Raw genomic sequence first — 24,385 nt, 5'->3', positions numbered from 1 at the left:
AAAAACCCCCTATTTTTCAGGGGATTATTACGTTTATCAATCATCACGCCGTGTATTATCTGCGAAGCCCCGGCTGTTTTTCTATCGGCAAACCGTAAGGGTTGCGTTAAGAATGGTCAGACTTTCCAGCCGACGTTCAGCGCCGCATGCAGCGCTATTTACCGCGCTGGCGCCGACGTGAGCCAAAAAAGGTAAGCGGTTAACAACAGGCAAAAAAAAACCCACGCATCCGCGTGGGTTGGTGCAATAAACAGGGTGGATTATCCTTGCGGATGCCGCTGCCTGGAGCAGCGCGTTTTCGCACCTATCAATACCTCTGGGACTGCTATCGTCGCACTCTGCGGCGCGACAAAACAGCGCGAAAACGCAACGGAATTCGGGGAAATGAAACCAGGTATGAATAAGTTCCATACCCGGTTACAGATTGATTTTACTAAGATTTATCTGAAGGATTACTGTAGATGGCGTCCGGCGCAATATTCATATGCTTCAGCACCGGCCCCATAATGTTGCCGAAGATCGGCGCGGCGACCGAGCCACCGAAGTGATCGCCAGCGGTAGGATGGTTAATCATGACCACCAGCGCCACCTCTGGATGGCTGGCGGGGGCGATACCGGCCGTGTAGTTGATATAGCCGCCGTCATATTTTCCGCTGCTGCCCATCTTTTCCGCCGTACCGGTTTTGGTCGCCAGCCGGTAGCCCGGCACCGCCGCTTTGATACCGGTTCCGCCTGGCAGCACGTCGCTCTCCAGCATATGCACCACCTCCTTGACCGTTTCCGGATTCGCCACCTGCCTGCCGAGCACCGGCGGCGTCACGCGAGTAATCGACAGCGGACGGTAGATGCCGTACGAGCCCAGCGTCGCATATTCGCGCGCAATCTGCAGCGGCGTGACGCGCAGACCATAGCCGAAGGAGAAGGTGGCGCGCTCGATATCGGCCCAGCGCTGGCGGTGCGCCGGGAAGTAGCCGACGCTCTCGCCGGTCAGCCCCAGACCAGTGGGTTTACCCAGGCCAAACGCCTGATAGGTATTAACCAGCGCTTCGGCAGGCATTGCCAGCGCAATATGGGAAACGCCGATGTCGCTCGACTTTTGCAGAATGCCGGTCATGGTCAGGCGCGGCCAGTGGCCGACGTCGCGGATCAGGTGGCCGTTGACGCTGTACGGCGTGGTATCAATTACTGAATCAGGGCGGACCAGATGACGCTCCAGCCCTTCCATGACCACCAGTGGCTTCACCGTCGAACCCGGCTCATAGCTGTCGTTAATCGCCGTATTGCGCATTTGCGCCGGCGTGGCGCCATCATAATTGTTTGGGTTAAAGGAGGGATAAGAGGCCATACCGAGAATTTCGCCGGTATCGATTTTGACCAGCACCGCCGCGCCGGAGTCCGCCTTGTTGCGCAGCACGCCGTCGCGCAGCTGGCTGTAGAGCGTGTACTGATCGAACTTGTCGATGCTGAGCTGTACCGTCGGCGGCTGGGTCGGCGGCGTATAGCTCAGCATGGAAATAATATTGCCCGCGGCGTCCTGACGATAAACCTCTTTGCCCGGCGTCCCCTGCAGCACCTTGTCATAGCCTTTTTCCAGCCCGTTCAGGCCGACATTGTCCGCGCCGACGATGCCGATCAGCGGCGCCGCCGCCTCGCTCATCGGGTAGAAGCGGCTGTCGTCATAGACTTCGCTGATGCCCTTCAGGTGCAGCTCGGCGATATCTTTGGCAATGCCGAGCTCAATCTTGCGCCCCAGATAGAGAAAGCGGCGTTTGGGATTGGCGGTAATCTGCGCGGCAATTTGTTCCGGGCGCATATTCAGCGCCGAGGCCAGGTAGGCCCACTTAGCGCTCAGGAAATCAGGGTTCGCCTCCAGCACGCGCATCGGGTCAGCAATAACGTCGCGCGACGGCACCGAAAGCGCCAGCGCTTCGCCGTTGCGATCCAGCAGCGTGCCGCGGTTGGTTGGCAGCGTCACGGTGCGCAGCGAGCGCTGATCCGCCTCATGCTCCAGCATCGGCTGATTCAGAAACTGCAGATCGGCGATACGCGCCATCAGTACCACCATGCAGGTCAGCACGCCAAGGCAAATCAGGCGAAAGCGAAACGGGTTAAACGGGGCTTTGATCTGGTCTTTTCCCAGTAGTTTTTTTATCCGGGGCATAGCTGTCCGCTGCAAAGAAAAGTAAAAAAATATCCACGCGAGCAGTTATAAAGAAAGCGCTACGCCGTTAACAGGAAAACTGTGTATCAGTTCGTAATCGGTGCGCCAGGCAAAAAAAAACCTGCGCATCTGCGCAGGTCGGTGTAATCAAGAAAATCTATTGATGTTCACCCATCAATACCTCTGGGACCCTGACTGTAACAAGGCCACGAGACCGGCTGCCATCACCTAAACGCAACAGTGTCCGGCAAAATGTAACCAGCCATGTGTTTGTTAAGCGATTTTGCAAACCGCATGTTTTTTGATGTCCACCAGGCAGCTCATGGCGTTGGGCCCCTGCGTCAGCGATGAAGTGCCGATATCCAGCGTCAGCACGTTGGGATTGCCCGCACGGTCAAACGGCTGCCACTCCGCGCCGAAGCCGGGATCGAACCAGGCGCCGGTAGCGACGATCACCACGCCCGGCGTCAGCCCGTCGGTCAGGCGCGCGCCCGCCAGCATCGCGCCGCGCGCGTTACGCACCTCAACCACCTCGCCGTCGGCAATGTCGCGCGCCGCCGCGTCCTGCGAATGCAGATAGAGCGTTTCATGGCCGGCGGTTTTGTTGCCCTGCACCGTCGGGGTGGCGTCAAGCTGGCTGTGCAGTCGATCTGACGGCTGGATAGAGATCATATGCAGCGGGAACTGCTCGCTTAGCGCCGCGCCCAGCCACTCCTGAGGTTCGCGCCACTCCGGATGACCGGCGAAATCGGCCAGATCGTAGTCGGCAATGGTCTGGCTGAAGAGCTCAATCTTGCCGCTGGCGGTTTTGATCGGGTGACGCACGGGATCGGCGCGGAAATCCTCCATAAAGATGTAGGGCTTGCCGCCTTCCGGGATCTCAACGAAGCCGCGCGACCAGAACTCGGCGAATTCCGGAAAGTCGATGCCCTTGCGCGCATGCGCCGTCGCGCACTGCTGATAAAGGTGTTCGATCCACTGACGCTCGTTGCGCCCCTCGGTGAACTGCTGACGATACCCGAGGCGTTCGGCCAGATCGGCGAAAATATCGAAGTCGTTGCGCGCCTGATGCTGCGGCTTAATCGCCTGATGCATCGCCAGCACAAAACGGTCGCGCGAGGAGCCGCCGATATCGTTGCGCTCCAGCGTGGTGGTGGCGGGCAGGACGATATCCGCCATCTGCGCCGCTGGCGTCCAGACGATATCCTGCACCACCACGGTGTCGGGCTTCTGCCAGACTTCGACCAGCCGGTTAAGCTGCTGATGATGGTGGAAAGGATTGCCGCCCGCCCAGTGCACCAGATGAATGTCGGGATAGGTCAGCGTCTCGCCCTGGAACGCGTAAGGCTGGCCAGGATTGAGCAGCATATCGCTGATGCGCGCCACCGGAATCGACAAGCCGGAAGGATTGGGGCCGGTCGCCATCAGCGGCGCCGGGCCGTCCTGACGCGGGTTGCCGACGCTGTTCATCGAACCGTGGCCGAACGAGAAGCCCGCGCCCGGCAGGCCGGGCTGGCCGAGCATCGACGAGAGCGCGATCATCATCCAGTAAGGCTGCTCGCCGCGATGGGCGCGCTGCACCGAGTAGGAGCAGGTCATAAAGCTGCGCTTGCCGATCAGCTGTTCGGCCAGGCGAACGATGCGCTCCGGCGGAATACCGGTGATGCGGCTCGCCCAGCCGGCGGTTTTGGCGACGCCGTCGCTTTCGCCCAGCAGGTAGGCGCGCAGCTGCGGCCAGCCGGTGCAGTGGCTGGCGAGAAACGCCTCGTCCACCGCGTTGCGCTGGGCGATCTCATAGCCGAGCGCCAGCATCAGCGCCACGTCGGTATTGGGGCGAATCGGGATCCAGTCGGCGTTAACCCATGCCGGGCAGTCGTCGCGCATCGGGCTGATGTTGATGACCGGTGTGCCTTTGGCCGCCAGCTGCTCCAGCGCGGGTTTCAGGCTGTGCTGGCCTGCTCCGCCCGATGCCACCTGGGCGTTTTTCAGCGCCAGCCCGCCGAAGGCGACGAAAATCTCCGCATGCTCCACCACCTGCGGCCAGTCGGTAACGCGGCCGGTCAGCGGCATATAGGTGCCGATCACATAGGGCAGGAAGAACTGCGCCGCGCCCCAGCTGTAGTTGCCCTGCTGATCGACGCCGCCGCCGCCCTGAAAATAGAAGCGCCGCACCAGGGTGCGCGCGTGGTTGACGCGGCCCGCGGACGACCAGCCGTAAGAACCGTTGAAAATGCCGGAGGCGCCGTAGCGTTCGCGGATGCGGCGGTTTTCCTCCGCCACCAGATCCAGCGCGGTCTCCCAGTCGACGGCGACGAAATCTTCGCGGCCGCGCAGCGTGCGGTCGCTGTTTTCGCGCGATTTCAGCCAGGAGCGGCGCACCATCGGCTGCCGAATACGTTTGTCGGAATAGACCAGCTCGGGAATGGTGTTCAGCATCGGCGACGGATCGGCGTCGGCGAAGAACGGCTCGCAGCCGATCAGACGATCGTTTTCAGTCACGGCGCTGAACGCGCCCCAGTGCGCCAGATGTGGCACTCGCTTTTTCATGGTTTCTTTTACGGCAGATAAGGGAAAAAGGCAGGATACCACGCGACCCCGCGCCGGGTTAAGCCTGGAGTTTTCCCCCTTTTTGCGACGGCGCAGACATTCTGTCAGCTTGATACAGGCCGCCTTTTCCGTAACACTGCTGCCATGTGTAAACGTTTTCCCTGGAGCAGGTCGAGGCATGGCTACGATTAAGGATGTTGCCAGACTGGCGGGTGTTTCCGTCGCGACGGTGTCCCGTGTGATTAATAATTCGCCTAAAGCCAGCGAGAGCTCGCGTCAGGCCGTCAGCCAGGCGATGGAGGAGCTGCAGTATCATCCCAACGCCAACGCGCGCGCGCTGGCGCAGCAGTCGACCGAAACCTTAGGCCTGGTGGTCGGCGACGTTTCCGATCCTTTTTTCGGCGCAATGGTTAAGGCGGTTGATGAGATCGCCGGACAGACCGGCAACTTTTTGCTGATTGGTAACGGTTACCACAATGAGCAAAAAGAGCGGCAGGCGATTGAGCAGCTGATGCGCCACCGCTGCGCCGCGCTGGTGGTGCATGCAAAGAAGATCCCCGACGCCGAACTGGAGCAGCTGATGAAGCAGATGCCGGGCATGGTGCTGCTGAACCGGCTGCTGAAAGGGTTTGAACAGCGCTGTATCGCGCTCGACGACCGCTACGGCGCCTGGCTGGCAACGCGCCATCTTATCCAGCAGGGACATCAGAATATCGCCTTTATCTGCTCAACCCACCCCATTTCCGACTCCGAAGATCGCCTGCAGGGCTACTACGACGCGCTGAAAGAGCACGGTCTGCCCGCTAACGATCGGCTGGTGACCTTTGGCGAACCGGATGAAGTAGGCGGCGAGCAGGCGATGACCGAGCTGCTGGGACGCGGCCGCAGCTTTACCGCCGTGGCCTGCTATAACGATTCGATGGCGGCTGGCGCGCTGGCGGTGCTGAGCGATAACGGCGTGCGCGTGCCGGAAGAGATGTCGCTGATTGGCTTCGATGACGTGCTGGTGTCGCGCTATGTGCGCCCGCGCCTGACCACGGTGCGCTACCCCATCGTCACCATGGCGCAGCAGGCAGCGGAGCTGGCGCTGGCCCTGGCCCATGCGCAGCCGCTGCCGGAGGTGACCAATATATTCAGCCCAACGCTGGTACGGCGCCATTCGGTGAGCGGGCCGGGTTAAAGCGCGCGCCGGTAGAGTTTGACCGGTTTATCGGGGTACTCCAGCGCCTCGCCCGCTGGCGTCCAGCCGCAGCGCTCATAATAGCCGCCGAAGGTCGACCAGAGCCACAGGCTGCGGTGGCCGCGCTGCCGCGCATAGTCAATCACATGCTGCTGCAGCGCCGCGCTCAGGCCGGTGCCGCGCGCGCTTTCATCGACGTAGAGCGCGGCGAGCCAGGGAAAGAGATCCTGACGGCTAATCAGATCGCAGCGCCAGAAGCCCACCGTGCCCACTGCCCTGCCCGCGTCGTCGACCGCGACGAAAGTAACGGGAAACGCGGCCCCATGCAGCGAGCTCTCCACCACGCTGGCCATAAAGTCGCGCCCGTTTTCCGCATCAAAGGCGCGCCACAGCCAGTCGGTCACCTGTTCGGCGAACTGCGGCGCGTCGCGCAACGAGAGGATCTTCATCGCGCGCCTTAGCCCAGCTCAAGCGCCAGCAGTTCCTGAATAGTCTGCGCCCGGCGGATTTCACGCGGTTCGCCCTGCTCGAACAGCACTTCCGGGATGAGCGGGCGGCTGTTGTAATTAGAGGACATGGAGGCGCCGTAGGCGCCGGTATCGTGAAATACCAGATAGTCGCCCACCTGCGCCGCCGGCAGCGCGCGCGTTTCGACCTTACCGCCTTCCAGCTGGGTAAAGACGTCGCCCGACTCGCACAGCGGTCCGGCGACCACGCTATCGCGCAGGGTGTGCTCATCAATCGCGCGACCGTCGCCCGGCAGCAGCGAAATATGGTGATAGCTGCCGTACATCGAGGGACGCATAAGATCGCTAAAGCCCGCATCCACCAGCACGAAGTGGCGGCTGCCCATCGCTTTCACCGCGCGCACCTGCGATACCAGCACGCCCGCCTCGGCAACCAGGAAACGCCCCGGCTCGATCTCCAGCTTAACGGCATGGCCGAGGTGATCGGCGATACGCTGACGCGCCGCGTCCCACAGGCCGAAATAGTGCGCGGTGTCGATCGCCTCTTCGCCGAGGCGGTAAGGAATTGAGAGCCCGCCGCCTGCCGAAATCGCCTCAAGGTCGTGACCGAGCGCGATGACCTGCTCCACCATCGCGTCGCACACCTGCTGCAGGTGGTCGTAATCCACGCCGGAGCCGATATGCATATGCAGCCCGATCAGGCGCAGCCCGTAGGTTTTGATCGCCGCCAGCGCCTGCGGCAGTTCGCTGTGCCAGATGCCGTGCTTGCTGTTTTCGCCGCCGGTATTGGTTTTCTGGCTATGGCCGTGGCCGAAACCGGGGTTGATGCGCAGCCATACCGCGTGGCCTGGTGACACCTGGCCCAGCTGGTGCAGCATATCCACCGATCCGGCGTTCACCGGCACCTTGAGTTCGGCAATGCGCGCCAGCGTCGGCCGGTCGAATACGTCGGCGGTAAAGACGATATCCTCGCCGCCCGGCTGAAAGCCCGCCGCCAGCGCGCGTTCGATTTCGCCAAGGGACACGGAGTCGACTTTGACGCCCGCCGCGCGCATCAGGCGCAGAATATGAATGTTTGAGCAGGCTTTCTGCGCAAAGCGCACCACGTCGAAGGCGCGCAGCTGTTCGATGCGCTGCTGAATAATCTGGGCATCATAGGCCCAGAACGGGCCGCTGTACTGCTGCGCGAGCGGCAGCAGCTGCGCGGCGTTGAGTGCGGTAGTAGGGTCGGTCAAGGCGCGGGGCATAAGCATTCTCCTGTGAGTTACCCCTATTAGGCCAGACGCGTGCCATGCTGAAAAATATCTGTTTTAATAGCTTCTATTCAAAATGGATATGGCAGCACATGGCAAAAATCAACTGGCGGCATATCGAGATTTTTCATGCGGTGATGACCAGCGGCAATCTGACGCAGGCCGCCGCGCTGTTGAACACTTCGCAGCCCACCGTCAGCCGCGAACTGGCGCGGCTGGAGAAGCAGCTGGGGTTGACGCTTTTCACCCGCGTGCGCGGTCGGCTGCAGCCCACGGTACAGGGCCTGCGGCTGTTCGAAGAGGTGCAGCGCTCCTGGTACGGGCTGGATCGCATTATGGAAGCCGCCGACGGGCTGCGCCAGTTCCGCCAGGGCGAACTGTCGGTCGCCTGCCTGCCGGTCTTTTCGCAGTCGCTGCTGCCGCCGCTGGTGCAGCCCTTTATGCAGCGCTATCCCGATGTCAGCCTGAATATTATTCCGCAGGAGTCGCCGCTGCTGGAGGAGTGGCTGTCGGCGCAGCGCTACGATCTCGGCCTGACGGAAACCCAGCATGCGCCCGCCGGCACGGAGCGGCTGCCGCTGCTGACCTGCGACGAGGTCTGCGTGCTGCCGCGGGATCACCCGCTTTGCGCGCGCGCGGTGCTGACGCCGCAGGATTTCGCCGGAGAGAACTACGTCAGCCTGTCGCGCGCCGACAGCTATCGTCAGCTGCTGGATACGCTGTTTCATGAGCAGAGCGTGGAGCGCAGGCTGGCGCTGGAGACGCACAGCGCGGCGTCGGTGTGCGCCATGGTGCGCGCGGGCGTGGGGATTTCAGTGGTGAATCCGCTGACGGCGCTCGACTATGCCGACAGCGGCGTGGTGATGCGCCGATTTAGCGTCGCGGTGCCTTTTACCGTGAGCCTCGTGCGACCGCTGCACCGCCCCGCGTCGGCGCTGGTGGCGGCTTTTGTCGACCACCTGCAGGCGCAGGTGGCCGATTTTCCTCAGCGCATCGCCGAACGGCTGGCTTAAGCGCGCACTGCGGCGGCATTGCCGCCCGACTTACGGAAGGTGATCAGGCAGATAATCAGGCCAATAGCGGCCAGCGCGGCGGCGGCCACCGGCACGGCAGTCAGGCCATAACCTCGGCCGATTACCGCGCCGCCGACCCAGGCGCCCAGCGCGTTGCCGACGTTAAAGGCGGAGATGTTCAGCGTCGAGACCAGGTTCGGCGCCTCTTTGCCGTGGCGCACCACGTTGATCTGCAGGCCCGGCACGGTGGCGAACGTCGCCATCGCCCACAGAAACAGCGTCACCTCCGCCAGCCAGAGCGCATGGCTGGTCCAGCTAAACAGCAGCGAGAAGAGGGCGATCAGCGAGAAGCTTAAAATCAGGCTGAAAGAGACCTTCCAGTCCGCCAGCTTGCCGCCGAGAATATTACCGACGGTGAGGCCCGCGCCAATCAGGAACAGCGTCCAGCTCACGCCGCGCGCGCTGATGCCGGTAACCTGCAGCAGCAGCGGCGCGATATAGCTGAACAGCGCAAACATCGCCGCGGCAAAGAACACCGTCATCAGCAGCGAAAGCCACAGTTTGCCGTTGGCCAGCGCGCTGATTTCGCTCGCCAAATGCACCGGCTTCTCTTCTTTATTAGTGGGTAGGCTGACGATCAGCGCGATAAAGGCGAGTACGCCGATAATGGCAACGCCCCAGAAGGTAGCGCGCCAGCCGAACAGCTGACCAAACCAGGTGCCGAGCGGCACGCCAAGCACGTTGGCCAGCGTCAGGCCCGTAAACATCAGCGCCACCGCAGAGGCCTGTCGGCCAGGCGCCACCAGACTTGCCGCCACCACCGCGCCAATGCCGAAAAAGGCGCCGTGGCAGAGCGCGGTAATGACGCGGGCCATCATCAGCAGGTTATAGGTGTAGGCGAGCGCGCAGAGCACGTTGCCGACAATAAAGATAATCATCAGCAGGATAAGCGTCTTTTTACGCGGCAGCTTTGCGGTTAACAGCGCCATAATCGGCGCGCCGATGGCGACGCCCAGCGCATAGCCGCTAATTAGCCAGCCTGCTGACGGGATCGAGACCTGCAGATCGCCCGCCACCTCGGGCAAGAGCCCCATAATGACGAACTCGGTGGTTCCAATCGCAAACGCACTCAGCGCCAGCGCCAGTAAAGCAACAGGCATAACACACTCTCCCAATCGATCTGCAGGTGAACGCCGCGGCGGACGCCGGGCGCGGACGGTTATAAAAATTTGAACTTCGTCACGGTGAGTATTAAATCATAGCCGTCAGCGTGCATACACCCTGCGTGCGGCAAGGAACTTTTGCCGCGGGCGCAATAATAGCGCGCCGTTCGCGTGATGGAATCTTAACAATCTTCTCCGCTTTAACGCGCTACGCTTGAGGGTAAGCGCCAGAGGCGTGGCGCGCAGGCGCGCTTTGCGTGTGGATTCAATCAGGTAAAGGAATGGTGCGCGCTGCCGATACTCCAGTTGCCCTATCTGGAAATGTGAAGCCATTCTTATGCGGGGAGAGACTATGCAGCGGCTAATCGCCCTGACGGCGCTCTGTCTCAGCGGCTGCTCCGTCGGCCACTACGAGTACAGCAGCGAAGCGCAAAAGCGCGTCGATATGACCTATACCGGCATTCCCACCGCGCTCGGTCTGGGAACACTGGGCACCACGATCCCGCTGACGGCGGAGTACAGCCTGACCGCCGCGCACGTTGCTAAATTTTCGCTCTATCGCGTCAAGGCCTGGCATCCCGAGTGCGATATCGCCGTGGTCTATCACAAAAATGCCGAAGCGAACCTGCCGCCGCGCTTTCGCAACAGCCGCATCGGCGACAGGGTGAATCTCTACGGCTATAGCTTTATTAGTGCGATGCCGGTCAGCTCCAGCGGCGAGAACCTGATTAACACCTCGCTGGCCAACAGCTGGAACAAGGCGCAGTGCGTCGTGGTGGCGGCTAACGCGGGCGTGGTAAAAGGCATGTCGGGCGGCGCGGTCTATAACGCGTCCGACGATACCCTGGCGGGCGTGATCGTCGGCTACAGCAGCCGCATTGATGATAACCAGAGCGGGAAGACGCTCTATCGCGACGTCGCGCTCTATGTGCCCTATGCCCGTTTCGAAGCCTGGCTGAACGGCGTGGTGAAGTCCTGAATATCTGCCTCGGCAGGATAAAGAGCGAGAGCATCTGGCAGCCCTCGCCCGGGGTATTGCAATCTACAGTTCGGTGATGATCAGCGTCGCGGATGCCGTAAAGCCGCCTGTTGCGATAGCGCTAGTGGCGACGGAGGGGTTTCTCAGCAGGCTAAAGATCAGGTTTTTCGATCCCGATCCGGTAACGCTCATGCTAAATGCATCGCCGTTGTTAAGCGTTGAGCCGCCCTCTTCTCTTACGCTGACGCCCAGTGCGCTGTTACTGGTGACGATTTGCGAGGTGGACCAGGAGACCGGCGTCATATTGAGCTTCAGGGAAAAGTTATGGGTGCTGGTACCGGTACAGCTTAGCTTGACGCTCACGGTTTTATCCGCCGCCGTTCCCGCCGTGGTGCCTATAGAGGCGCGTTCAATAGGATCGAAAGCGACGTTAAGACTCGGCGTCGATACGCTACAGGTATCGGCTACGACGCGGTTTACCGGTGCCGAACACATGACCTGACCGGCAGGATAGGTATAGTTGATCCCCCATATTCCCCAGCCCGTGGTGCCGTTAACGGCGGTGACGCTGAAGCACAAATTTTTATATACCTTGCCGTTCCACACGTTACTGCCGCCACCATTGGCGCCGGCGCTAATGGTGCCATTCAGAATGGTGCCGGTAAGGAATTTCTTTCCCAGGTTGCCCCAGGTTTTGGGATCCCATGCGGGATAGCTAATGGTCTTCTCCCAGAAAGGCCCCACCAGTTTTGTGCAGCTGGTGTCCGAAGTGCAGTTTGCCAGGTAGAGCTGAACGCCCGAGGGTGAAAAAGGCAGGCCTACCGCGTCATGCGCCGTACTGGTCTTGGTCAGGGTGAAATTAGTGCCGGGTCCGCACTGATCGTTAGCGCCGTAGCAGGTGACGCTAAAGTCATAGGCATCGCAGCCAGCGGACCACAGCCAGATAACCGTTCCGGCCAGCAACGTTTTAATAAGCTTCGAATTAAAAAACGTGGATATATTCATCATTATTTTCCTGCCAGGCGCTTTTGCATGACAATATGTTTTTAAACAGATTGAGAACATCGCTTAATGCCAGCCAGCTTATTCATAATTCAGCGTGAAGTTGGCTGTCGCGTTAAACTCGCCCTTTACGATGGCGTGATGTTGAATAGCGCTCGGCTTTCCCCTGACATAGCCTTTTAGCGTCAAATTTGTCGTGCCTGCGCTTAATGAAAAATTTGGCGTTGCGCTATTAAAGGCTAACGCGGTGCCATCCAGCGTTTCCAGCCCAATGGCAATGCCGCTGGCGGTGCCGGTTACGGCCAGCATATCGGTGAGTTCGTTGTCCGCCGTTCCGCTAAACGTCAGGCTTACCGTCTCGCCAAGGCTTAAATCGCACTCAAGCAGCCGAATAGTAAAAGGCTGGCTGTGGATTCGCTCATTGATATAAAGATATTTGTCGACAATGGTGCCGAAATCGAGCTCAACGGTTTCCGTCTCTGGATTGAGCACGCAGGGTTCGGCCACTAAATTACCGGAAAATTGCAAATTATTCGTCACGGCAACGCTACGGGACGGGCTTATCACCGCGCTTATTAACAAAACAGAACAGGCGATCGCCCTAAAATAAGCACATCTGGCTGTTGTTAACATTATTCATACTCCGCCAGCAGGGTCGCGGTCGCGCTAAATGCGCCTTCGATAAGGGGGGCGCCAGATGAAACGGGCACAGCTTCCAGCACGGGGGGGCGACTATAGTCAATTACAAAGGGCTGATTAATAACGACTGGCGTTCCATTTTGCAGGATTTCGATGCCGAGGCCGCTCACGGAGGTTTCAATAGCTCCGCTGTCATAAGCCGTCTGCGTTCCTTTAAGCGTCATATTTAAATTCACCGTTTCGTCCGGATCGTCACACTCCAGCGTATAGGGAATCGTCTGCTTATATCGCTCGCCGTCAACTTTATTAATCCCGACATTACCAAATTCAACCGCGATTACGCCGTCATTATTTATATGGCAGGGCTTTCGCTTCAGTGTGCCATGAATAACGACGCTGAGCGTATCGCCCGTCTGTTCCGCGCTGGAAAAAAAATTAACAAACAGCAGCAGCAGAACAGCGAATCCTTTTATGATGTGCCGTACTGGACGCCTGGCGTTCATTTCTCTGCTTCCTTATTGATAGGCGACTTCGAGGGTAGCGGAGGCGTTAAACTCCTGCCCGTTGCTAAAACTGGCACCTGACTGCTTAACCAGCACAACGTCAAGCGCCGACGGAGAAGCGGCATCAAGCGTGAACCAGGTATTAGGGCTTATCTGGCTATTGTTCTGCAGTAATTTAATGCCTAACCCGACAACATCCGTCATTAATAGCGCCGTATCGAAAGAGGCGGCACTACCGATCCATCGCATGCTGACGCTTTTGCCGTCGGCATCGCCTTCGCAGCTCAGCGTATAGGGCACCGACTCTTTGTAGTAATCGCCGCTAATTTCACTGATATAGACATCGCCAAATTCAACCTGGATCTTTTCGTTACTGCCAAACAGGCAGGACGCCGTCGCGACCACCGTTCCGCTGATATTGATAGTGACGGGGTCGAGCGCAAAAAGCGGCTTTGTGGTTAATCCCAGGCTAAGGATGAGCCAGCCTTGCACAACACGCCTTAACAGGCTCAGCCGCCATAAAAGGTGCAGCCGTGAATAAACAGGCATTTCTTTACCCTTAGTCATAATTCAGCCTGAAGTTGAGGGTGGCGTTAAAGGCGCCAGCGACCAGCGGCGCGACGGTTCGCTCTGGAAGCACATACCAGGTCAGTGCATCATGGTATGGCGCGATAAAGCGCGGTTCACTTCTGCTGCCCAGCCGGACATCCCGCATGCGGCTATCCAGCAGGCGCAGACCTATCCCCTGAGCACCGTCGACTTTCACTAAATCAGGCGACGCGGTGTCTGCCGGTGCGATAAAAGAGACCGACACCACGGGCTGACGGCTATCCCATACTGAACCCTGCGTCAGGCTATCCCGCTGCTGGCCGCCGCTAAGCAGACAGTCACGTAAAATCAGCTGGAAAGGGGTCGCCTCTCCGCGCTGGCCTACCCTGGCTAAATCACCCGTCACAATGGTACCGAGCTGAACCTGCTGGTAAGCGCTTTCCATTTCCAGCCTGCAGGCGCCCTGGGATAAGGCACCCGTCACATGCAGCGTTCCCCATTCGCCATCGACCTGACTGAAATCTTTGGCCTGAGCGTGATGAAAAGTCATTAATCCGCTCACCGCCAGCACACCGAGCAGGCATCGACAGCCGTTGCCCTTACGCCATATAGCCAAACCACTTTTTATTAAAGAAGAAGCCCTGTTATATATATGCGATCCCTGATAATGAGTGCTTAACGTCTGTCGCCTGGCCTCAGCCTTCTTTATAATCCGCTACGCTGCAGCCTGCGCCAGCACAGTGAAACACCAGCTGTGGCCGTCCGCCGTAGTCGTTGATAAATGTCACCGCTGGTGCGCTGCCGATCCGCTCTGCGCTGACAGGCAATAGCGCGCTGCTGTGCGGCGAGATCATTAACGGCTTGACGTCATCAATCTCTTTGCCTGCTGCGCTCACCCCAACCAGCGTAAAAAAATAGGGGGACTGATTGTCGACGCGATATTTTGCGCCGTCACGTTTCAGGCTAATGCTCTCTTTCCAGACGTTGATCATGCCCACGGCGTTTTTTATTAGCGCCTGTGGGCGATAAAACATTTTGATACGCGTTTGTAGCGCAATTTGCAGCGTATTGGCCTTGTTCGACCGCGGCGGAATTTCACGCAGGTTAAAGTAATAGAGGGTTTCCTGGTCTTGCGGCAAGGTATTGACCGCAGGTAACGCCTGAACCTTGACCTGGCTTTTGGCCAGAGGCTCAACCCGCTGCAGCGGTGGCAAAACAATCAGCGGCGAATCGATTTTTACGCCGTCTGCATTCTCAATCCATCCCTGGGCAAGATAGGGAAGATCTTTATTTTTGTTGCTGATATTGAGGCTCAAAGAGCGACTGCCGCCATCGAATATTATTCGGGTACGGTCTAAGGCGATTGCGGCGCTGGCCTGCGGTGCCAGTATGGCGCTCGCCAGCACGCCAGTTAAAAAGGAGCTCAAACAGGTTAATTTCATCTTTCTTCTCACTCAGGATGTTAGCTGCGGCATTAAGGCTTACTGACCGTTTCACAAGGTAAAAGCAGCCCGCGGGTTAAAGGTGGCAGTGGCGCTGGCAATATCACCGCGCAATGCGCTTTTCCGTCCCATTTAACCGTCATTTTCTCTCCAGCATTTATTCCGGTCAGCCAGACGCTGCCGTCATCATTAATAATGCCGGTTTGATAATTATTTTTATTTTCGACCGTCGCGCCGAAGGGCGGAGACGTTCCGTCTGACAGTTTGATAACCGCCATGGCTTTTTCGCCGGAAATGACACCTAATTTACGATAACCAATGGCGCCCTCGGTTAATGAGGCCTGCACGACTGAGCGAGGCGCATCAGCATTATCTGCCAGCTTATCCAGATCGATACGCACGCTGCTGCGGTAATAATTATTAAGATCGCCAACGATGGCTTTCCCCCAATAATTTGTATGGCTGACGCCACCGTTACCGACGAGCGGCACGCCCTTAACGCCTTCGGTATCGATCATCATTCGCGTCCCGCCCAGCGTCGTAATGCGATGCAAAGCCACGCCCTGCGCTGTCGCCGTCATCCCGCCCTGGAGCGATAGCCCGACCGAACTATATTGACTGCCGCTATAGCTCGCATTTGCCGTCATACTGGCAAGATCCCCGTCATGGGTATAATAACCGCTGAGCGTGCCCTTGCCGTCCGATCCGACGCCTGCGCTGATTTGATAATTACTGTTACTGTCGATGCGGTTATATAAACTAACTGAATGCGACGTTTTATTATTGTAATACTGTCCGTCATAGCTCACTGACCCACCACTCCCCCAGGGAACGGTCAAGGTTAAATAAGCGCCATCGTCATTTTGGTGGTGATAAACAGAACGATAGGCTGTGAGGTTCAGACTCAAATTTTTCAGGCGCAGCAGATCAAAGTATTTAGCAACAGAGAGCGTATAGCTGTCGTTGGCTGCCTGATTCCAGTAAGTCTGATGGCTGTAGTTCAGGTAACCACTCAGGCCAATACTTTCGAACTGTTTATTGAAGGTGATGGTATAGAGCTCTTTCCCCTGTCCCGCGGTGGTGCCCAGATAGCGCAAATCCAGGTACTGGGACATGCTCATATAGTCACGTTCAGAAAACCGGTAGCCAGCAAAGGTCACCTGGCTATCAATCTCTTCAAAACGCTTTGAATAGCTGAGACGCCAGGACTCACCCGTTTTGGTTCCCTGCTCTGGCAGACGCGCGCGCGACTGGGTGACGTCCAGGGAGAGCGCGCCCAGCGCAAGCAAGTCGCGACCCAGGCCAGCCGAAAGCGCATTGTAGTCGCCCCCCAGGATCGCCCCGCCGTAAAGCGACCAGCCATTATTAATGCCCCACGAAAATTCGCTGCTGGCAAAGCCTGGTCCACGGCTATTGCGCTGATAGTCAGAAGGCTTGCCCAGCGCCAGCTTATAGCGCACCAGTCCAGGACGCGTAAGATAGGGAATGTTAGCCGTATTAACCTGAAACGTCCGAACGCTGCCGTCCTGCTCTTTGACCTGCACATCCAGGGTGCCGGACACCGCGGAGCTTAAATCCTGGATACGGAAAGGTCCTGCGGGCACCTGCGTTTCATAGATAACGCGTCCCTGCTGAGAAATCGTGACTTTGGCATCGGTTTTCGCTACGCCGCTCACCTCCGGCGCATAGCCGCGCAGATTAGGCGGAAGCATGCTGTCGTCAGAAATTAAAGTCGCACCGGTAAAGCGAAAGCTGTCAAAAATATCAGAATAGAGATAGTTTTCGCCAAGCGTTAATTTGGCGCGCAGCGCCCCGATAGCGCGATACATATAGTATCGGCTCATGCGCAAACTCTGCTGGGAGGGCGCTGCTTTGCCGGTGACATGGTTATAATAACCTTGCCAGTCTGCTCTCATTCGCCATGGGCCCGCATTTAAACCCACCACCCCATTCCCGCTGAGGTCTTGTTCGTTTTTACTGTCTTCAGCGCGGCTTGTGTTGTGAGCATTGAGGCTGTAATCGAAAATCATGCCGGGTATGCCCTCATCCCAGCGAGAAGGAGGATCCCAGTTATCGGAAATATATTCGATATATGCCTGAGGTATGGATATATCGAGCGTATTCTCTGCCAGATTACCGCGCGTCTGCGCGCCAGGTAGGGATTCGATATCCAGGCAGGTACCGTTACTTTTCCACCTAAGCTGGTTTCTCATTTTGTTCTTCAGGCCAATCTGGTCGACAATCGCAGGCGTCAGGCAGGCTTCACTGCGCTGGGGATCGTCGGCAGAGGCGGTGAATATCACCTCCAGCTCATTGAGCTCGTGGTGATTGACTCGCAGCATTAAGGGATATTTGCCAGGCATAATATAACCCGCCCGTGCAAAATGACTTAAGTCAATATGTTCGCGATCTTTAACGTCAAGCACATCGGTATTGAACTGAATATTCTGATTATCATTAGGTTCAGCTGCAAATGTGCAAAAACTCACGCCTGAAGCCAGAGCGATCCAGACAAATAAAGGTCGTAATGGAACACTCAGTCGCGGTATCTGTGAACTCTGCTGATTTCCATTCATCAGTAATAATCCATTTTAAAACGAATTGTACTTTGATAAGTCCCTGCCCTGACCGTTTCCCGGTTTGCCATCAGACGCAAGCTGTAGTCCAGTTTCATCTGGCCTGCTTCGATGTTTCTTTCAGGCATTGTTTGCCCTGGCACAGCAATATTTCCTGCGCTATCGCTGATTTGAATACCAACGCCTGTTGCTTCGCCGTCAGCGCTGAAGAGATTTCCATTGGTTGTTTTGCCATCAAAGGTAATAGCAAATTTCGACCAGTCGTTTTTATTGTTTTGCGAAGTCTCCAGCGAGCAGTTAATCAGCTGAATAGTAAAAGGCCTGGACGGACTAACCCCTTCACTAATAATGGTGCTGACAGGAATAACAGATAAATCGATGCTCTGATCGCGGCTGTCAGCGGCTATGGCGCAGGGCGTATCAATAATCGAACCATGCATACGTACATTACCGTGCATGCTATTCGCTGCGCTGGCAAACGGAACCAGACTCAGCACAGCCAATGCAAGTAAACAGAGCTGAGTTGTTCTCATAATGGTTGGCACCTGGTGCGTCAAAAACGGGAAAGTAAAAACGTAATAAACAGGCGCTTTCACGCCTGTTTGGTATGGTTAATCAGATTATTGATATGCCAGGGTAAAATTAGCGACGCTGGTGAACTCACCGGCGACGATGGGGTTAGTGGAGTTATCAGCAGCGCCCTGAAGATAAGCAGAGAACAGCAGCTCGCCTTCAGTAGAGGCATCCGTAAAGGTATAAGCCGTGCTGGCAGAGCCAAGTGTAACCGCGCTATTGTTATTATCAGTAATAGCAATACCTGCACCTGATGCCGTACCGCTCAGCGCCAGCAGGGTTGAGGTGGTATCAAAACTTGCATTTTTACCGGTAAAGGTTGCGGTTACCGTTTTGTTTTTCAGGCCGGTCACATCACAATCTTCAAGTTTAATGCTGAAGTTTTTCGGCGTTGATTTTCCGCCCGCTTTTAGCGCGGAGCTTGAAACCTGGCCCAGATCAACCGTCTGCTCAGCGGTGTCAGCGGTAATTGAGCAAGGCGCTTCAATAATTTCGCCTTTAAAATTGACGGTCCCATGTCCCTGGCCTTTGGTTGCTACACTGCTGCTATCCGCAGTGGTATCGGCGGCAAATACGCTGCCTGCTGCCAGAATCATGCCTAACGCCATAGCCAGCTTAATTTTTTTCATTTTCAGTCATCCTTAAATTTTTGATTTTATGCAATAGATGAGAACGCGCCGTCTGGCCTCTTCATCTACCGCTTTCTTGAGCGATAAGCCCGTTAGGCTTTGCTGCGGCGTATTTATATCTACATAGAATTAAGTCGTAAAACAGAACCAATATAAGAACATTCCAAATAAGCACTGCCATAAATAGTCATTTGACACCCCAAAAAGGAAACAAATGAAAACAAGCAAAGCAATCAACAAGTTATGCAACCTAAAAGGTGCCATTTCAACTGTATAAACAGAGATTGCTTTCAGATATTTCGTCATCGCGCGACAGACGAAAACAGCAAATATGAATTTGCTTATGCAATAAGAGAGCGCCTGTTCGCATTAAGTACCAGCACTATAAAACATCCGTTCTGCGCACCACCCTCAAGACACAAAAAAGCTGACTCAGCTAAAAATGAGCGATATCCCTTAAGCGACATAGTGAAAAACGTAAAGATTAAGCGTTAATCTATTCTGGAAAAAAGATGATGGTGTATAAGGGCGTAGTCGTCGTTTAAAGCAAGGCGTTCTGGATAAGCCTTTTCCATTTACCTTAATCGTTTCTGTCTTCACAAAAAAAGTAGTTAATAATACGATAGAACTCCACGCTGTTCTTACACTGCCATTTTGTCATGATCTTCTTTTTCATGTAGCTGATACATTTTTCTGAGCATTGAAAATGGCGCGCGATGTTCTTATTGGATACGCCATGATAGATGTAATGGCAGAATCTTCTCTCCCTGGCCGTGAGAAACATATTATTTCTCTTCGTCTTTGTTCTCTCCTCGTCACTGGGGCAGCGATATATCGTATTGATGAGGAGTGTGCTGAACGCTTCAATACTGGTTTTGCAGGAAATCATTTTGATATTCTCCATCGCGGTGAACACGCGCAGCGCATCATAAATTCTGTCTGGCACGACCACGATTGAATATCTTTTATTAAACTTCAACCTTTTATCTGCCTGCATAAGACCCATCAGATTAACGCGTTTAACGGTAATCGATATTCGTTTTCCAGCGACGACTTTATTCGCGAGCAGCTCTACGCCGTGTAACAGCATCTGATCATTACCAAGAACAAAAAGTTCGCAATTCATTAGAAAAAACATCTCCCGATCCCAAAAAATTAACATATTAAAAAAACGAAATCACTCTAATACGCCTTGGCTCAGGCCGTCTATATTTATATAAGGTTTAGACCAGGCAAAAAGTGCTCAATCATTTAATTAACATGCTCTGCAAAATAGAAATGCTCACTATATTGTATTAAAAGGATTTTTTATAAAAATCACCGCCCCCATCAAGATTCCACCCGCAATCTGAGCGCTTATTATTTATTTTGTAATGTAAAAAAAGATTTCATAACGGGCTCTTCGCCGAAGAAAATGAAAACACAGCCCATTCAAAATGGAACCTGGTTTTTGTTTATGTAAAATATAAAAAACGGCAGCGCCAGGAAAGCGAGGCTTGTCAGTAACACGTTTACCTGGCATTGCACCTTGTAAAATTATCGAACATTAAGGACGGTTAAGCGCAGGCTATTTATTGCTTAGCAATAAATCTATAATCAGCTTAAATATTGCCTGGCCTCACCAGGTATATTATTTTTGCACACCAGGCAGCATTAATTATTGAGATGAATTTTATTGTTACAGCAGGCTAAACGCAGCCGCTTTTTCTCCCGGCACTCAGACACGGCTGTTATTATCCGGAAGCATGCTCAGACAAAAAAAGGCCAGGCTTTCGCCTGGCCTTATTCAATGCTGCCGTTCTGCTCTGCTCTGCTTACAGGTGTCTGAGCGGAGATAAGCGACCGGGCAAGCAAATCGCCCGTTTTAGATTATTACCGCTGCTTACTTCGCCGTCGGACGCAGCGCCGGGAAGAGGATCACGTCGCGGATGGTATGGCTGTTGGTGAACAGCATCACCATGCGGTCGATGCCGATGCCCAGACCCGCTGTCGGCGGCAGGCCATGCTCCAGCGCCGTCACATAATCTTCGTCGTAGAACATCGCTTCATCGTCGCCAGCGTCTTTAGCGTTAACCTGCTGCTGGAAACGCTCCGCCTGGTCCTCTGCGTCGTTCAGCTCGGAGAAGCCGTTACCGATTTCGCGGCCGCCGATAAAGAACTCAAAGCGATCGGTGATTTCCGGGTTCTCGTCGTTGCGGCGCGCCAGCGGTGACACCTCCGCCGGATACTCGGTGATAAAGGTTGGCTGAATCAGATGCGCTTCCGCCGTCTCTTCGAAAATCTCCGTCACTACGCGGCCCAGGCCCCAGCTCTTCTCGACCTTGATGCCGATCGCACGGGCGATCGCTACCGCTTTATCGAAATCATCCAGATCCGCCAGATCGGTTTCCGGGCGGTACTTTTTGATCGCTTCGCGCATGGTCAACTGCTCAAACGGCTTGCCAAAATCGAACTCCTGGTCGCCGTAAGGGACCTTTGTGGTACCGAGAACCTGCTGCGCCAGGGTGCGGAACAGGCTTTCGGTGAGCTCGATCAGGTCTTTGTAGTCCGCGTAGGCCATATAGAGTTCCATCATGGTGAACTCAGGGTTATGGCGCGGCGAGATACCTTCGTTGCGGAAGTTGCGGTTGATTTCAAACACGCGATCGAAGCCACCGACCACCAGACGCTTCAGGTAGAGTTCCGGCGCGATGCGCAGATACATATCGATATCGAGCGCGTTGTGATGGGTAATAAAGGGACGCGCAGAGGCGCCGCCCGGGATCACCTGCATCATCGGCGTTTCGACTTCCATGAAGTCACGGCCGACCATGAACTGGCGGATCCCAGCCATGATCTGCGAGCGAATTTTAAAGGTGTTGCGCGACTCGTCGTTGGCGATAAGGTCCAGATAACGCTGACGGTAGCGGGTTTCCTGATCGGCCAGGCCGTGGAATTTGTCCGGCAGCGGACGCAGCGCTTTGGTCAGCAGGCGCAGCTCATGACAGTGGATCGACAGTTCGCCGGTTTTGGTTTTAAACAGCTTGCCGCGTGCACCGAGGATATCGCCAAGATCCCACTTCTTGAACTGCTCGTTATAAATGCCTTCCGCCAGATCGTCGCGCGCCACGTAAAGCTGAATGCGACCGCCCACGTCCTGCAGCGTCACGAACGACGCCTTGCCCATAATGCGGCGGGTCATCATACGACCAGCAACGCTGACCTCAACGCCTAAATCTTCCAGCTCTTCGTTGCTCTTCTCGTCATACTGCGCGTGCAGCGCGTCCGAGGTGGTGTCGCGGCGGAAATCGTTAGGAAACGCCACGCCGTTTTCACGCAGCGCGCTGAGTTTTTCGCGACGCGCTTTTAGTTCGTTATTTAACTCAAGGGCGGCATCAGCGCTCTGCGGTTGTTGTTCAGACATGTCGGTTCCTTATAGCCCTGCTTTTAAACTTGCTTCGATAAAACGGTCAAGATCGCCATCCAGCACCGCCTGAGTGTTGCGGGTTTCAACGCCGGTGCGCAGATCCTTGATACGGGAGTCATCCAGCACATAGGAGCGAATCTGGCTGCCCCAGCCGATGTCGGACTTGTTATCCTCCAGCGCCTGCTTCTCAGCATTTTTCTTTTGCATCTCAAGCTCGTACAGTTTCGCCTTCATCTGTTTCATCGCCTGATCTTTGTTTTTATGCTGAGAGCGGTCGTTCTGACACTGCGTCACCGTGCCGGTAGGAATATGGGTGATACGCACCGCCGACTCTGTACGGTTAACGTGCTGACCGCCCGCGCCCGACGCGCGGTAGACGTCGATACGCAGATCCGCCGGGTTGATGTCGATATCGATATCGTCATCCACTTCCGGATAGATAAACGCAGAGCTGAATGAGGTGTGGCGGCGGCCGCCGGAGTCAAACGGACTCTTACGCACCAGGCGATGCACGCCGGTTTCGGTACGCAACCAGCCAAAGGCGTAGTCGCCTGAGACGCGAATAGTTACGGATTTGATGCCCGCCACTTCGCCCTCTGACTCTTCAATAATTTCGGTTTTAAAGCCTTTGGATTCGGCCCAGCGCAGATACATACGCATCAGCATACTGGCCCAGTCCTGCGCTTCGGTGCCGCCGGAACCTGCCTGCAGATCGATATAGCAGTCGGCACTGTCATATTCGCCGGAGAACATACGACGGAATTCCAGCTCGCCCAGTTTGCTTTCCAGCGTATCGAGCTCTGCGACCGCTTCGTCAAAGGTCTCTTCGTCTTCAGCTTCTACGGCCAGCTCAAGCAAACCCTGCACATCTTCCAGGCCCTGTGACATCTGATCCAGCGTCTGCACGATCGCTTCCAGCGACGAGCGCTCTTTGCCCAGCGCCTGGGCGCGTTCAGGCTCGTTCCAGACGTCTGGCTGCTCCAGTTCGGCGTTTACTTCTTCGAGGCGTTCTTTCCTGGCATCGTAGTCAAAGATACCCCCTAAGAACGGCGCTGCGCTCGGTGAGGTCCTGGATGCGGTTTTTAACCGGATTAATTTCAAACATGGCTTCGGGTCTTTTCGCTGAATATCGGGATAGAAACCCCGCAGTCTAACTGAAATAGCCGTGAGATTGTAGGGTTTCAGTCGCGCGCTGGCAGCGGCGACAGCCTGTGAAATGTGCGGCGCGGCACGCGCTTTTATGTGATGGGCAGGCGCGGCGCAGTCCGCGTTGTGCGGTGCGTCGCGCGGATGACCTTTACTCTCTCTCCCAGCCCTCGCCGCCGAAGGGATCGTGCTAGCCTGGCGCTACAGGAGCGAAAACATAGGGATGATGATGACAGGAATAAAAAGCACTACGCCGCATGACGCCGTATTCAAAACCTTTCTTACCCATGTGCATACCGCACGTGACTTTTTAGCGCTGCACCTGCCGGACTGGCTGCTACGCATCTGCGATCTCTCGACGCTGCGCCTCACCTCCGGCAGTTTTATCGAAGAAGATCTGCGCGCTTACTACAGTGATATTCTCTACTCGCTGCAAACCACAGGAAAAACGGGCTATGTCTACGTCATCATTGAACATCAAAGCTCGACGGACCGGCTGATGGCATTCCGGCTGATGCGGTACGCCATCGCGGTGATGCAGCGCCATCTGGATGCTGGCCATCGTCATCTGCCACTGGTGATCCCGCTGCTCTTCTATCACGGTAAGCAATCTCCCTGGCCCTTCAGCATGCGCTGGACAGCGCTCTTCAGCGAGCCGGAACTGGCCTCGCGCCTCTATGGCGGCCCCTTTCCGCTGGTCGACGTCACCGTTATGGCCGACAGCGAAATTGCGCGTCATCGCAGTATGGCCGCGCTGACGCTGCTGCAGAAACATATTCGCCAGCGTGATCTCACCGGGTTGTTTGAGCGGCTGGTGACGCTTATGCTGCAGGATTCAGTGACCCGCAAACAGCGGCTGGCGCTGATTAATTATATGATTCAGGCGGGCGAGGCGGCGCAGGCGAAAAGCTTTATTGAGCAGCTGGCGCAGCGCGTGCCGCAGCAAAAGGAGGAACTGATGACGATTGCAGAACAGCTTAAGCAGATGGGACGAGAGCAGGGCCTTAGCGAAGGCCGCAATGAAGGCCGCAATGAAGGCCAGCGCGAGGCGAGGCTGGCGATTGCGCGCAATATGCTGGCCAGAGGAATCGACCTGACGCTGGTGCAGGAAGTGACCGGGCTGTCGGCGGCGGATCTGCAGCAGATCCGCCATTGAG

General features: G+C 56.1%; 21 protein-coding genes. 4 read left to right on the top strand and 17 right to left on the bottom strand.

The window, feature by feature from the left end; all coding sequences use genetic code 11:
• Positions 1 to 433 precede the first annotated feature (433 nt).
• Positions 434 to 2,161, bottom strand: a complete 1,728-nt coding sequence (locus tag Q9R34_RS07320) for a penicillin-binding transpeptidase domain-containing protein (RefSeq protein ID WP_485892965.1) — start codon at positions 2,159 to 2,161, stop codon at positions 434 to 436.
• A gap of 273 nt (positions 2,162 to 2,434) precedes the next feature.
• Positions 2,435 to 4,708: a molybdopterin guanine dinucleotide-containing S/N-oxide reductase gene (locus Q9R34_RS07315; protein WP_485892964.1), complete on the bottom strand. Its 2,274-nt coding sequence runs from the start codon at positions 4,706 to 4,708 to the stop codon at positions 2,435 to 2,437.
• A 178-nt stretch (positions 4,709 to 4,886) separates the two neighbouring features.
• Here Q9R34_RS07315 and galR point away from each other — a divergent pair, with 178 nt between their 5' ends.
• Positions 4,887 to 5,888: an HTH-type transcriptional regulator GalR gene (gene galR, locus Q9R34_RS07310; RefSeq protein ID WP_485892963.1), complete on the top strand. Its 1,002-nt coding sequence runs from the start codon at positions 4,887 to 4,889 to the stop codon at positions 5,886 to 5,888.
• Here the strand turns inward: galR and Q9R34_RS07305 are convergent.
• Positions 5,885 to 6,337: a GNAT family N-acetyltransferase gene (locus tag Q9R34_RS07305; protein ID WP_485892962.1), complete on the bottom strand. Its 453-nt coding sequence runs from the start codon at positions 6,335 to 6,337 to the stop codon at positions 5,885 to 5,887. The two genes, galR and Q9R34_RS07305, sit on opposite strands and share 4 nt — an antisense overlap.
• Before the next feature lie 8 nt (positions 6,338 to 6,345).
• Positions 6,346 to 7,602 carry a diaminopimelate decarboxylase gene (gene lysA / locus Q9R34_RS07300; protein ID WP_485892961.1) on the bottom strand — a complete coding sequence of 419 codons (1,257 nt, stop codon included), beginning with the start codon at positions 7,600 to 7,602 and terminating at the stop codon, positions 6,346 to 6,348.
• A gap of 98 nt (positions 7,603 to 7,700) precedes the next feature.
• Between lysA and Q9R34_RS07295 the strand changes: the two genes are divergently transcribed.
• Positions 7,701 to 8,621 carry a LysR family transcriptional regulator gene (locus Q9R34_RS07295; protein WP_434125842.1) on the top strand — a complete coding sequence of 307 codons (921 nt, stop codon included), beginning with the start codon at positions 7,701 to 7,703 and terminating at the stop codon, positions 8,619 to 8,621.
• On the opposite strand, the gene Q9R34_RS07290 is transcribed toward Q9R34_RS07295, so the two are convergent.
• Positions 8,618 to 9,781, bottom strand: a complete 1,164-nt coding sequence (locus tag Q9R34_RS07290; protein WP_434125840.1) for an MFS transporter — start codon at positions 9,779 to 9,781, stop codon at positions 8,618 to 8,620. The genes Q9R34_RS07295 and Q9R34_RS07290 overlap by 4 nt on opposite strands.
• A gap of 355 nt (positions 9,782 to 10,136) precedes the next feature.
• Between Q9R34_RS07290 and Q9R34_RS07285 the strand changes: the two genes are divergently transcribed.
• Positions 10,137 to 10,763 (top strand): serine protease, encoded by a 627-nt coding sequence (locus tag Q9R34_RS07285; RefSeq protein ID WP_485892960.1) that lies wholly within the window; start codon positions 10,137 to 10,139, stop codon positions 10,761 to 10,763.
• Between the two features lie 63 nt (positions 10,764 to 10,826).
• On the opposite strand, the gene Q9R34_RS07280 is transcribed toward Q9R34_RS07285, so the two are convergent.
• From Q9R34_RS07280 to prfB, 12 genes are all read right to left on the bottom strand, one after another.
• On the bottom strand, positions 10,827 to 11,768 hold the full coding sequence (locus Q9R34_RS07280; RefSeq protein WP_485892959.1) for a fimbrial protein: 942 nt from the start codon (positions 11,766 to 11,768) through the stop codon (positions 10,827 to 10,829).
• A gap of 78 nt (positions 11,769 to 11,846) precedes the next feature.
• Entirely contained in the window at positions 11,847 to 12,398 is a 552-nt protein-coding gene (locus Q9R34_RS07275; protein ID WP_485892958.1) for a fimbrial protein, read from the bottom strand.
• A complete protein-coding gene (locus tag Q9R34_RS07270) occupies positions 12,398 to 12,907 on the bottom strand; it encodes a fimbrial protein (RefSeq protein ID WP_485892957.1) in 510 nt (169 codons plus the stop codon). The genes Q9R34_RS07275 and Q9R34_RS07270 overlap by 1 nt, the downstream gene beginning before the upstream one ends.
• A gap of 12 nt (positions 12,908 to 12,919) precedes the next feature.
• On the bottom strand, positions 12,920 to 13,399 hold the full coding sequence (locus Q9R34_RS07265; RefSeq protein ID WP_485892956.1) for a fimbrial protein: 480 nt from the start codon (positions 13,397 to 13,399) through the stop codon (positions 12,920 to 12,922).
• A 67-nt stretch (positions 13,400 to 13,466) separates the two neighbouring features.
• Positions 13,467 to 14,006 (bottom strand): fimbrial protein, encoded by a 540-nt coding sequence (locus Q9R34_RS07260; protein ID WP_485892955.1) that lies wholly within the window; start codon positions 14,004 to 14,006, stop codon positions 13,467 to 13,469.
• A 145-nt stretch (positions 14,007 to 14,151) separates the two neighbouring features.
• Positions 14,152 to 14,898 (bottom strand): fimbria/pilus periplasmic chaperone, encoded by a 747-nt coding sequence (locus tag Q9R34_RS07255; RefSeq protein ID WP_434125830.1) that lies wholly within the window; start codon positions 14,896 to 14,898, stop codon positions 14,152 to 14,154.
• Positions 14,899 to 14,930: 32 nt separating this feature from the next.
• Positions 14,931 to 17,474: an outer membrane usher protein gene (locus Q9R34_RS07250; RefSeq protein WP_485892954.1), complete on the bottom strand. Its 2,544-nt coding sequence runs from the start codon at positions 17,472 to 17,474 to the stop codon at positions 14,931 to 14,933.
• Complete coding sequence (locus Q9R34_RS07245; RefSeq protein ID WP_434125827.1) at positions 17,474 to 18,007, bottom strand: fimbrial protein; 534 nt, start codon at positions 18,005 to 18,007, stop codon at positions 17,474 to 17,476. The genes Q9R34_RS07250 and Q9R34_RS07245 overlap by 1 nt, the downstream gene beginning before the upstream one ends.
• Positions 18,008 to 18,094: 87 nt before the next feature.
• On the bottom strand, positions 18,095 to 18,655 hold the full coding sequence (locus Q9R34_RS07240; protein WP_434125906.1) for a fimbrial protein: 561 nt from the start codon (positions 18,653 to 18,655) through the stop codon (positions 18,095 to 18,097).
• Between the two features lie 601 nt (positions 18,656 to 19,256).
• Positions 19,257 to 19,802, bottom strand: a complete 546-nt coding sequence (locus Q9R34_RS07235) for a helix-turn-helix transcriptional regulator (RefSeq protein WP_485892953.1) — start codon at positions 19,800 to 19,802, stop codon at positions 19,257 to 19,259.
• 756 nt (positions 19,803 to 20,558) lie between these two features.
• On the bottom strand, positions 20,559 to 22,079 hold the full coding sequence (gene lysS / locus Q9R34_RS07230; protein ID WP_485892952.1) for a lysine--tRNA ligase: 1,521 nt from the start codon (positions 22,077 to 22,079) through the stop codon (positions 20,559 to 20,561).
• Between the two features lie 9 nt (positions 22,080 to 22,088).
• Positions 22,089 to 23,187 (bottom strand): peptide chain release factor 2 gene (gene prfB / locus Q9R34_RS07225; RefSeq protein ID WP_434125822.1). Its coding sequence is split into 2 segments (ribosomal slippage): positions 22,089 to 23,111 and positions 23,113 to 23,187, totalling 1,098 coding nucleotides; the frame shifts between segments, so codons are not numbered across the junction.
• Positions 23,188 to 23,457: 270 nt separating this feature from the next.
• On the opposite strand from prfB, the gene Q9R34_RS07220 reads away from it, so the two are divergent.
• The gene (locus Q9R34_RS07220) at positions 23,458 to 24,384 is read left to right on the top strand and encodes an Rpn family recombination-promoting nuclease/putative transposase (protein WP_485892951.1); all 927 of its coding nucleotides are present in this window, start codon (positions 23,458 to 23,460) and stop codon (positions 24,382 to 24,384) included.
• The last annotated feature ends 1 nt before the right edge of the window (position 24,385 follow it).

This window comes from Enterobacter sp. BRE11 (assembly GCF_031844285.1).
Taxonomy (GTDB): Bacteria; Pseudomonadota; Gammaproteobacteria; order Enterobacterales; family Enterobacteriaceae; genus Pantoea.
This window is presented reverse-complemented; position numbering and strand designations above follow the sequence as displayed.

Excerpts from the sequence above, each read along its gene's own strand:
- Q9R34_RS07320 (WP_485892965.1), bottom strand. The coding sequence starts at position 2,161 with ATGCCCCGGATAAAAAAACTACTGGGAAAAGACCAGATCAAAGCCCCG.
- Q9R34_RS07315 (WP_485892964.1), bottom strand. The coding sequence starts at position 4,708 with ATGAAAAAGCGAGTGCCACATCTGGCGCACTGGGGCGCGTTCAGCGCC.
- galR (WP_485892963.1), top strand. The coding sequence starts at position 4,887 with ATGGCTACGATTAAGGATGTTGCCAGACTGGCGGGTGTTTCCGTCGCG.
- Q9R34_RS07305 (WP_485892962.1), bottom strand. The coding sequence starts at position 6,337 with ATGAAGATCCTCTCGTTGCGCGACGCGCCGCAGTTCGCCGAACAGGTG.
- lysA (WP_485892961.1), bottom strand. The coding sequence starts at position 7,602 with ATGCCCCGCGCCTTGACCGACCCTACTACCGCACTCAACGCCGCGCAG.
- Q9R34_RS07295 (WP_434125842.1), top strand. The coding sequence starts at position 7,701 with ATGGCAAAAATCAACTGGCGGCATATCGAGATTTTTCATGCGGTGATG.
- Q9R34_RS07290 (WP_434125840.1), bottom strand. The coding sequence starts at position 9,781 with ATGCCTGTTGCTTTACTGGCGCTGGCGCTGAGTGCGTTTGCGATTGGA.
- Q9R34_RS07285 (WP_485892960.1), top strand. The coding sequence starts at position 10,137 with ATGCAGCGGCTAATCGCCCTGACGGCGCTCTGTCTCAGCGGCTGCTCC.
- Q9R34_RS07280 (WP_485892959.1), bottom strand. The coding sequence starts at position 11,768 with ATGAATATATCCACGTTTTTTAATTCGAAGCTTATTAAAACGTTGCTG.
- Q9R34_RS07275 (WP_485892958.1), bottom strand. The coding sequence starts at position 12,398 with ATGTTAACAACAGCCAGATGTGCTTATTTTAGGGCGATCGCCTGTTCT.
- Q9R34_RS07270 (WP_485892957.1), bottom strand. The coding sequence starts at position 12,907 with ATGAACGCCAGGCGTCCAGTACGGCACATCATAAAAGGATTCGCTGTT.
- Q9R34_RS07260 (WP_485892955.1), bottom strand. The coding sequence starts at position 14,006 with ATGACTTTTCATCACGCTCAGGCCAAAGATTTCAGTCAGGTCGATGGC.
- Q9R34_RS07255 (WP_434125830.1), bottom strand. The coding sequence starts at position 14,898 with ATGAAATTAACCTGTTTGAGCTCCTTTTTAACTGGCGTGCTGGCGAGC.
- Q9R34_RS07250 (WP_485892954.1), bottom strand. The coding sequence starts at position 17,474 with ATGAATGGAAATCAGCAGAGTTCACAGATACCGCGACTGAGTGTTCCA.
- Q9R34_RS07245 (WP_434125827.1), bottom strand. The coding sequence starts at position 18,007 with ATGAGAACAACTCAGCTCTGTTTACTTGCATTGGCTGTGCTGAGTCTG.
- Q9R34_RS07240 (WP_434125906.1), bottom strand. The coding sequence starts at position 18,655 with ATGGCGTTAGGCATGATTCTGGCAGCAGGCAGCGTATTTGCCGCCGAT.
- Q9R34_RS07235 (WP_485892953.1), bottom strand. The coding sequence starts at position 19,802 with ATGAATTGCGAACTTTTTGTTCTTGGTAATGATCAGATGCTGTTACAC.
- lysS (WP_485892952.1), bottom strand. The coding sequence starts at position 22,079 with ATGTCTGAACAACAACCGCAGAGCGCTGATGCCGCCCTTGAGTTAAAT.
- Q9R34_RS07220 (WP_485892951.1), top strand. The coding sequence starts at position 23,458 with ATGACAGGAATAAAAAGCACTACGCCGCATGACGCCGTATTCAAAACC.